The 9,159-nt window shown below is 73.6% G+C and carries 8 protein-coding genes and 1 pseudogene; 6 read left to right on the top strand and 3 right to left on the bottom strand.

The features are described from left to right. Positions 1-746, top strand: a pseudogene (locus EAD96_RS25625) (acyltransferase); the annotation flags it as partial. Positions 747-749: 3 nt separating this feature from the next. Here the strand turns inward: EAD96_RS25625 and EAD96_RS25630 are convergent. Further along, positions 750-2,045, bottom strand: a complete 1,296-nt coding sequence (locus tag EAD96_RS25630; protein WP_120569009.1) for an aspartate aminotransferase family protein — start codon at positions 2,043-2,045, stop codon at positions 750-752. Positions 2,046-2,162: 117 nt separating this feature from the next. Here EAD96_RS25630 and EAD96_RS25635 point away from each other — a divergent pair, with 117 nt between their 5' ends. After that, positions 2,163-3,125, top strand: a complete 963-nt coding sequence (locus tag EAD96_RS25635) for a hypothetical protein (protein WP_121686063.1) — start codon at positions 2,163-2,165, stop codon at positions 3,123-3,125. Between the two features lie 57 nt (positions 3,126-3,182). Here the strand turns inward: EAD96_RS25635 and EAD96_RS25640 are convergent, their stop codons facing one another. After that, a complete protein-coding gene (locus EAD96_RS25640) occupies positions 3,183-3,869 on the bottom strand; it encodes a Tat pathway signal sequence domain protein (RefSeq protein WP_121686064.1) in 687 nt (228 codons plus the stop codon). 347 nt (positions 3,870-4,216) lie between these two features. Between EAD96_RS25640 and EAD96_RS25645 the strand changes: the two genes are divergently transcribed. The 3 genes from EAD96_RS25645 to EAD96_RS25655 all read left to right on the top strand — a co-directional run bounded on the left by EAD96_RS25645 (position 4,217) and on the right by EAD96_RS25655 (position 6,333). Next, entirely contained in the window at positions 4,217-4,972 is a 756-nt protein-coding gene (locus tag EAD96_RS25645; RefSeq protein WP_121686065.1) for a TetR/AcrR family transcriptional regulator, read from the top strand. Between the two features lie 184 nt (positions 4,973-5,156). After that, on the top strand, positions 5,157-5,786 hold the full coding sequence (locus tag EAD96_RS25650; RefSeq protein WP_120569005.1) for a DUF6230 family protein: 630 nt from the start codon (positions 5,157-5,159) through the stop codon (positions 5,784-5,786). 1 nt (position 5,787) lies between these two features. Beyond that, positions 5,788-6,333 (top strand): DUF6114 domain-containing protein, encoded by a 546-nt coding sequence (locus tag EAD96_RS25655; RefSeq protein WP_121686066.1) that lies wholly within the window; start codon positions 5,788-5,790, stop codon positions 6,331-6,333. A gap of 36 nt (positions 6,334-6,369) precedes the next feature. Here the strand turns inward: EAD96_RS25655 and murD are convergent, their stop codons facing one another. Then, the gene (gene murD / locus EAD96_RS25660; protein WP_121686067.1) at positions 6,370-7,716 is read right to left on the bottom strand and encodes a UDP-N-acetylmuramoyl-L-alanine--D-glutamate ligase; all 1,347 of its coding nucleotides are present in this window, start codon (positions 7,714-7,716) and stop codon (positions 6,370-6,372) included. Between the two features lie 87 nt (positions 7,717-7,803). Between murD and EAD96_RS25665 the strand changes: the two genes are divergently transcribed. Beyond that, positions 7,804-9,153 carry a hypothetical protein gene (locus tag EAD96_RS25665; protein ID WP_121686068.1) on the top strand — a complete coding sequence of 450 codons (1,350 nt, stop codon included), beginning with the start codon at positions 7,804-7,806 and terminating at the stop codon, positions 9,151-9,153. Positions 9,154-9,159 lie beyond the last annotated feature (6 nt).

Below are 9,159 nucleotides of genomic sequence, written 5' to 3' on the forward strand. Positions count from 1 at the left end.
GTCCGGCGACCGCCTCCACTACGGCGGGCGCCGGACCGCGCGGCCTGTTCCGCCGCGGGCTGCCGCTGTCCGGCCGGGCCGGCGCGCTCCTGCTCGGCGGCGGGCTGGTCGCGCTGGTGCTGCTCACGGCGGTCGGGCCGTACCCGGTGGCGATGCTCCACATACCGGGCGAGCGGCTGGACAACGCGGCGCCGCCGAGCCTGGCGCTGATGGCCGCGGCCGCCACCCAGCTCGGACTGATCCTGCTGCTGCGGCGCCCGGCCGGGCGCCGGCTGCGCCGGTCCGGCCCCTGGCAGGCGGTGCTCGCGGTCAACGCGGTGGTGCTCACGCTCTTCCTCTGGCACCTGACCGCCGCGGTGCTGCTCGTCGGCCTGCTGGACGCGCTCGGCGTGCTGCCCACTCCCCCGGTCGGCTCGGCGGCCTGGTGGGCGTGGCGCGTACCGTGGCTGCTCGCGCTGGCCGCGGTGCTGGCCGTGCTGGTCGCCGTCTTCGGGCCGGTCGAGGCCCGCACCCGCCGCCCGCCCGCGACCGGGCCGGCCGGGACGGGCCGACGGCGGCTGCGCGCCGGTCTGGCCGTGGCCGGGTACGCGGGCGTGCTCGTCGGCCTGCTGCTGAACAGCCTCGCGCCCAAGACCGCGCCGGAGCCGCTGGGCCTGCCCGCCCCGGCGCTGGTGGCGTACCTGGCCGGGGCGGGTCTGCTGCGGCTGCTCAGGTCCGGACGGGTGGGACGACGCCGACCGGGTTGACGGTCACGCCTCGATCGAGGCGCGGATCGCGTCGACCATGATCGCCAGACCCTCCCGGGCCTCGTCCTCGGTGAGCGTCAGCGGCGGGCCCATCCGGATCACGTTGCCGTACAGGCCGCCCTTGCCGACCAGCAGGCCGCCGGCCCGGCACGCCTCGAACACGCGGGTGGTCAGCGCCGCGTCCGGCTCGACGGTTCCCGGGTGGACGAACTCGACGGCGAGCATCAAGCCCTTGCCGCGCACCTCGGCGACCTGCTCCAGCCCGGCGGTGGCGGCGCGCAGGCCGTCGCCGAGGATCGCGCCGACCCGGGCGGCGTTGGCCTGGAGGTCGTGGTCGAGCAGGTAGTCGAGCACCGCGTTGCCGGCGGCGGTGGAGACCGGGTTGCCGCCGAACGTGGAGAAGCTGATCGCCGGAACCGACTCCAGCACCTCGGCCCGGCCGACCACCCCGGCGAGCGCGAAGCCGTTGCCGATGCCCTTGGCGAACGTGAGCAGATCCGGTGTCACGCCGTGCGCCTGGTAGCCCCAGAAGTGCTCGCCGGTACGGCCCCACCCGGTCTGCACCTCGTCGCTGATCAGCAGGATGCCGTGCTCGTCGAGCACCTTCTTCCAGGCGGCGAAGAGCCCGTCCGGGCCGTGCACGAAGCCGCCCACGCCCTGGACCGGCTCGGCGATCAGGCAGGCCACGTCGCCCGCGGTCTGGGTGGCGAGCACCTCGCGCAGGTCCTCGACCGCCGCGTCGACCCGGTCGGCCGCGTCGAGCCGGGCCAGCAGCCCGCGCAGCCGTTCACCGGAGTGCAGCCAGGCCACCTGCAACGGGTTCAGCGCGCTGGCCGACCAGCCGCGGTTGCCGGTGACGCCCATCGTCGCGTACGACCGGCCGTGGTAGCTGTTGCGCACCGCGAGGATCTGGTGCGAGCGCCGGTGATTCGTGGCGACCAGCAACGCGGCCTCGTTCGCCTCGGTGCCGGAGTTGGTGAAGAAGACGCGGGCGTCGGGGATGCCGGAGAGCCGGGCGATCTTCTCGGCCAGCTCGACCTGCTGACGGATCAGGTAGAGCGTCGAGGTGTGCACGAGGCCGGTACGCAGCTGCCGTTCGACCGCCTCGCGGATCTCCGGGATGTCGTGACCGACCATCGTGGTCAGCACCCCGCCGAAGAAGTCCAGATAGGTCCGGCCGGCCGCGTCGGTGACCCGGCGGCCGGAACCGGTCACCAGTTCCAGCGGTTCGGCGTAGTAGAGCGGCATCCAGGACGGGAGCACGGCCCGGTGCCGGGCCAGCAGGTCGTCGGAGGTCATCGGCGCACCCTTCAGCGGAGGTGGATCCCCGCACGTTCCCACCACGACCGGGGCCGGGACAACCGGCACTGCGCGAGTCGGCCCGGCGGTAGCATCCGCCGGGTGCGGACGGATCGGGTGACGCTGCCGGGCGGCGCGGCGGGGACGACGCGGGAGCGGCTCCTCGCCGAGGTCGGGTCCTGGGTGGAGTCGGCGCCGGTGCGGCGTCTCGTGGCGCACTTCGGCGGTGACTGGCCGGGCGGCGACCTGACGGCGGTGCTGGCCGGGCTGGACGCGTTCTCCGCCCGCCGCTGGGACTTCCGGCAGGGACGGGAACGCCCGGACGCCCGCGAGCCGGCGTTCGATCCGACCACCGCCGGGCTGGTGCTGAGCGCCGCCGCCGAGCTGGGCCTGGTCCGCGCCGTCGCGCCGGCCCGATCCGGGTACGCGCACCTGCTGGTGCTCGGCGGGCTGGCGCACGCCTGCCTGCGGCGCACCGCGTACGCGGCGGTGCTGGCCCGGAGCGCGGCCGAGGTGACCGGCGAGTTGGCGGTGCTGGGCAGCTTCCGGCCGCTCTCCGCGGCCGAGTCCGGGGTGCTCGACGCGGCCGGACTGTCCGGCTGCGCCACCGAGGTGGACGTCCTCGACGCCGGTGTGCGGCTGGCGTTCGGGGTGGACGAGCCGGACGACGAGCGCGGCGAGCCGGCCGGTCATCCGCACCGGTCCTGGTCCTCGCGCACCTACCGGCCGGCCGGGCTGCCGCCGGTACGGGTGCTCGCCGCGCCGTCGAGCGAACCGGACCGCCGTCGCGCGCACACCGCCGACACGCAGCGGTTCTGGGCCGAGCACGTGCGGCTGCGCGCGGACGACCCGGTGCTGATGGTGACCGCCCCGATCTACGTGCCGTTCCAGCACTGCGACGCGCTGCGGACACTCGCCGTGCCGTACGGGTGCGGCATCGAGACCGTCGGGGTGGACCCGGCCGCGCGCGCCGCGGTCGACGTACCGGAGCCGACGCTGACGCCGGGCCGCTACCTCCAGGAGATCCGGTCGGCGCTGCGGTCGATGCGCGCGCTGCACATGACGCTGACGGCCGGCTGAACCGGCGCGCGGGCCGGTGCCCGGCGAATCGCCGCGCACCGGCCCGAGAGCCGGGTGTCAGTTGACGTAGACCGCCGGGCTGCCGGTCTTGCTGGTGTCCCTCACCGGCGAGTACGTCGCGGTGAAGTACGCGGTGCCGAAGCAGAGCGACGGACCGGAGAACTTGGTGAGCGGCTGGTTGGTGAAGCTGATCGAGTTGGTGGCGTTGGACGCCGTTCCGGTGAGCGAGTTCGTGCTCGTCCGGTAGACGCAGGTGATCGCGCCGAGCAGCGAGTTGAGCACGACGGTGCTCTGGATCGGCGCCGCCGCGGTCCCGGAGATCTTGACCACGCCGGCGCTGGTCACCGAGGTGGTGTAGGGCAGGTTGTTGACCGTCACGCTCTGCACGCCGGTGGTGCCGAAGACGTTCGTCGTGCAGCTGGAGAACGACTGCGCGGTCAGGCTCTCGGTCGCGGTGCCGGGAGCGGTCGGGTTGGTCAGCACCTTGGCGCTGAAGCTGGACGCGGCGCACTTGATGCCGGTGGTGCCGCTGGTCGAGTTGTAGAACGTGGCGTTGGTGCCGCTGCGCAGGCTGGCCTGGATGACGTCGCCCACCGACACGGCGGTGCCGGCGACGGTCGGGTAGGTCAGCACGGCGCTGGCGAGCGAGGTGGTGGGTGCGGCGGCGGCGGGGGCGGCGCCGACCAGACCGGTCAGCAGCGTCAGGGCGGCGAGGCCCGCGCCGATACGTCCGTACCTGGGCATGGTTGTTCCTTCCGGCGGTGGGACAGGAAACGGTGCCGGCGGCGTCCGGAGCGGACGGAGCCGGTGGGTGCGGCGGCCGGGATGGGGCCGCCGGTGGTGGTGCGCCGGTGCGGCCTCAGCGGGCCGGGCGGCGTGGCGCAGTGCGGCGTCGCCGCGTCACCTGGCTCTCTCCGGTCTTGGGGGGACGGGTCCGCGCGGCGATAATGGCAGCCATCCGGCCCTCCTTCGACGCGTTTCGGGTGACCGATCAGGAGAGATCACCAGCGGTGACGAGGCGTGAACTGAGCGTGTCGAAAGTTATAAACCCCGGAGGGTCGTAAAGTCAACGCATCAAGAAAGGTCGATGAGTGACAGTCCCGAGCCCGCCGTCGCCGGCACCCGTGCCCCTGCCGGGCGCCCGCCACGGCCGCGACCCGGACCGCGCCATCAAGCGCGGCCCGCGGCGCGTGCCGGCCGAGGAGGTGGCGGCGACCCAGCGCGACCGCCTCTTCGACGGGCTGGTCCGGGAGGTCGCCACCCGGGGGTACGACAACGCCCGGGTCAGCGACATCTGCCACGCCGCCGGGGTCACCCGGCCCGCGTTCTACGCGCTGTTCAGCGGCAAGCAGGACGCGTTCCTGGCCGCGTACCGGCACGGCATCGCCGTGGTGTCGCAGCTGATGGAGCACGCGTACCGCGACGCCGGCCCGGCGTGGCCGGAGGCCGCCCGGGCGGCGCTGCGCACGCTGCTCGACGTGCTGGCGAGCGTGCCCGCCTTCGCCCGGATGGCACTGGTCGAGGTGGACGCGGCGGGCCCGGAGGCCCGCCGGGAGCGCGACGCGCTGCTGCGCAGCTTCCGCCGGTTCTTCGCCGGCGCCGGGCCGGATCCGGCCGACGTGGACCGGGACGCACTGTTGTCCACTGTGGTCGGGGGCATCCACGCCACCGTCCGTGAGCGGGTGGCGCAGGGGCGGGCCGAGGAGCTGCCGCTGCTGTTGCCGGCACTCACGTACGCGGCCACCGCGCCGTTCCTCGGCCCGCGGGAGGCGGGCCGCGTCGCCCGGGCGGACCGGGCGGACGACGGCCCGGCCACCACCGCGCCCTGCGCGCCCGGCCAGCCCTGAGCGATGGAAAACCGCAGCGGTTTTTCACTTTGGCCGCTTTTGGCAAATGCCGCTCAACGATCTGCTACAGGCAGTTGACCGCCCCTTTACTCAGCGGTAACTTCGGCCTGCGCCCCTCGGCGCATACATCCTGCGAAGCCAATTCACATCGTCGCAGGTGAATTGATCTCGAAAGGGGCCCGGCATGCCGGAGCAGATCGAGCAGATCGAGACCGATCAACCGAGAAGCGGCGTGCGCTGGCGCCGGTTCGCCGTCACGTTCGGCGCCGTGGCGGCCGGCGCGGCCGGCATGGTGGTGCTGACCGCGCAGGGTGTGCTCGGCGCGCAGTTCGCCATCTCGGGCATGCCGTTCACGGTCACCGCCGACAAGCTGGAGGGCACCGGGTTCGAGCAGTTCGCCACGCTCGACCAGATGATCCCGGACAGCCCCAACCAGGGCGACACCGGCGGGCAGGTGCTCGTGATCGTCTCGGCCATCGACAAGGCCGAGCTGACCAATCTCTGCCAGAGCATCAACCTGGGCGGGACCAACCTGCGGATCACCGCCGGCAATTCCGGCAAGCCGGTGACCGCCCGCACGCTCGTGGTCGACGGCGACGAGATCGCCGGTAACGCGTCCTTCAAGAACATCGACGTCGGGCAGGACGCCAGCACCGTCGACAAGGTCCCCGGGGTCAAGGGCAACCCGGGCGTGTTCGCCCAGCAGGCCGACACCGTGACCATCACCAACCTGCGGCAGAACAACTACGCCACCACCGCCGCCGTCTTCACGCTGCCCAACCTGCGCATGGGCTTCAGCTCCGAAGGGTGCTGACGTGACCGCAGGACAGCACGCGGCGCCCGCCGCCGGCGTTCGCACACGCTGGCGGCGCTGGCGCCGGGCGCGGCCGTTCACCGCCGGGCTGCTCATCGCGCTCGGCGGCGCGGAGATGCTCGTGACGCTGCGCGCACCGCTCGGGGTGCTGCTGCACGTCGGGCCGCAAGGGCTGGCCGCGTACCTGGTCCCGGCCATCCTGGTCATCTGTGGCGTGCTGCTGATCACCACGCCGCAGCAACGCGTCTTCTACGCGGTGCTCTCCCTCGTGCTCGGGCTGGTCTCCTGGCTCACCTCGAACCTGGGCGGGTTCCTGATCGGCATGCTGCTGGCGCTCGTCGGCGGCGCGCTCGCGTTCGCCTGGACGCCGGTCAAGACGCGGGCGGCCCGCACCGCACCGGAGGCGGGGCCTGCCGAGACCGGGCCCACGGAGGTCGCGCCCGCGCAACGGGAGCCGGTCGACCGGTCCGCGCCCACGGAGTCCCTCGACGCGATCCTGTCGGCCGAGCCGTCGCCGCACCGGGACGCCCGGGCGGAACGCGGCTGACCGAGCGGGCAGCGCCGCGCGGGCGGCCGGCGCCGCTCAGCGGGCGGTGTCGGCCACCGCCTGCGCGAACACCTCGGAGCGGTGCTCGAAGTTGCGGAACCGGCCGTAGCTCGGCGCCGCCGGGGACAGCAGCACCACACCCCCGGCCGGGGTCAGCTTGCGGGACAGCCCGACGGCGGCGACCAGGTCGTCGGCCAGCTCGGTACGCACCGACGGCAGCCCGGACAGCGCGTCCACGATGCGGGGGCCGCTGTCCGGCACACCGATCACGGTGATCTCCCGGCCGGCCAGGTGCGCGCGCAGCGGGCTGTAGTCCAGCCCCCGGTCGGCGCCGCCGACGATCACGGTCAGCGGCCGTCCCTCGTACGCGTCGATCGCGTGCATGGCCGCGTACGGGCTGGTGGCGAGCGTGTCGTCGACGAACGTGAGCCCGGACGGGTCGGCGATCTCGGTGAGCCGGTGCGCCAGGCCCTGGAACTCGGCGACCGCCACGGCGAGGCTGTCCCTGCGCGCCACCACGTCGACGCCGAGCGCGTCCAGCACGGCCAGCGCGACGCAGAGGTTGCCCTCGTTGTGCCGGCCGACCAGCGGCAGCACCGCGCGCGGGAACAGCGGCGTGTCCCGCAGGTGGAACCACTGTGCGCCGTCCGGTCCGGTGGCCACGTGCGTGGTGTCCGGCGAGCCGGCGCGTACCGCCGCCCGGTCACCCAGCTCGGCCGCCAGGCGAGGGTCGGCGCCGTTGACCACGACGGCGTGCGGACCGTGCGCGATCAGGTTCAGCTTGTCCCGGTAGTACTCGCGCTCGCCGCCGTGCGCGTCCAGGTGCTCGGGGAACAGCGCGGTCACCACCGCCACCCGCGGCGAGTCGGTCAGGTCGGAGCACTGGTAGCTGGACAGCTCCAGCACGTACAGCTCCGCCTCGGGCAGGTCCAGCAGCGGCACCCCGATGTTGCCGCCGAACACGTTCGGCCGGTCCATCGCGGTGAGCAGGTGGCTGATCAGGCTGGACGTGGTGCTCTTGCCCTTGCTGCCGGTCACCCCGACGGTCCGGTCCGCGTGGTCGGCCATCCACAGCGCGCTGCCCTGCGTGACGGGCACGGACCGGCGGCGCAGCTCCACCATCCACGGATGGGTGTTCGGCACGCCCGGCGAGCGGACCACCACGTCGGCGGCGGCCAGGCGCTCGAAGCCCTCCTCGCCGGTGACGAGCGGCGCCGCGGCGGCCAGCGGACCGTCCCAGGGCAGCGTGAGGAAGTTGGCGCTGTCGTCGACGACGACCAGGCCGGCCGGCCCGTGCGCGGCGATCGCGGTCACCGCGGCCCGGCCCTCGCGGCCGGCGCCCCAGACGGCGACATGACGTCCGCGCAGATCAGACAGGCGCACGGGCTCTCCTCGGACTCGGTCGACGCACGGCGGGCAGGGTCCGGCCCAGCCGGACACGGACGGACGAACCAGGGCCTAGTATGGCGTGTGCCCAACGAGCAGCTGCGGCGGATGGACGCCTTCACCTTCCCGTCCTACTCGATCGACTTCGCCACCGGCGAGGTCCTGTTCGACTACGCCCTGACCGGTCCCGACGGCGAGCAGCGGTTCACCGAGGTGATCACGCTTCCGCTGCCGGCCGAGCCCGTCTCCGACGCCACGGCGGCCACCCTGGCCCGGGTGCTGGAGCTGCTGCACGTGGTCGCCGGCGTCAGCTACTACAAGGCCGCCGCGCCGCCGCGGCTGGTGCTGCCCGCGCCGCTGGGCGCCGCCGCCGTCGAGCTGGTCACCGCCGTCTACACCAAGGGCCTCGCCGAGTACGCGTACCGCAACGAGCTGCCGCACGTGCTGGAACTGCGTCCCCAGGTGCCGTCCGGCACGGTGGACCCGGCCGTGCCGGTGGACAACTCCGACCGCCGTCCGCTGTCGGCGGTGGGCGGCGGCAAGGACTCCATCGTCACGCTGGAGGCGCTGCGCCGCGCCGGCCTCGACCCGGTGCCGTTCTCGGTCAACCCGAACCACGTGATCGTGTCGGTGAACGAGGCGTCGGACCTGGTGCCGCTGGCCGCCCGGCGGCGGCTGGACCCGGTGCTGTTCGAGCTGAACGCCGCCGGCGCGCGCAACGGGCACATCCCGGTCACCGCGATCAACTCGCTGATCGCCGTGGCGACCGCCGTCCTGCACGGGCTCGGCCCGGTGGTGATGTCGAACGAGCGTTCCGCGTCCGACCCGAACCTGATCTGGAACGGCCACGAGATCAACCACCAGTGGTCCAAGGGCGTCGAGGCGGAAGGGCTGCTGCGCGCGGCGCTGGGCGAGCACGCCGGGCTCACCGAGCCGTACTTCTCGTTGCTGCGTTCCCTGTCCGAGCTGCACATCGCCCGGCTGTTCGCCGAGATCGACCGGTACGACGCGGTGGTGACCAGCTGCAACGCGGCGTTCAAGCTGCGGGACGCGAGCGAGCGCTGGTGCCGCGACTGCCCGAAGTGCCGGTTCGTGTTCCTGGCCATGGCACCGTTCATGCCCCGGGAGCGGCTGACCGGCATCTTCGGCGGTGACCTGCTGGCCGACGAGACGCAGATCCCCGGCTACCGGGAGCTGCTCGGCATCGACGGGCACAAGCCGTTCGAGTGCGTGGGCGAGGTGGAGGAGTCGGTGGTCGCGCTGAGCCTGCTCGCCCAGCAGGACCAGTGGCGCGACGCCCCGGTGGTCCGCGCCCTGGTGGCGGCGCTGCCCGACACCGCCTGGCAGGCGGCGGCGACCTCCGACGTGTTCACCCCCGGCGGCGACAACTTCGTCCCCGCCCCTTACGCCAAAACCCTGACCGCCCTGACCTGACCCTCC

Source organism: Micromonospora sp. BL1 (assembly GCF_003667485.1).
GTDB classification, from domain to species: domain Bacteria; phylum Actinomycetota; class Actinomycetes; order Mycobacteriales; family Micromonosporaceae; genus Micromonospora; species Micromonospora tulbaghiae.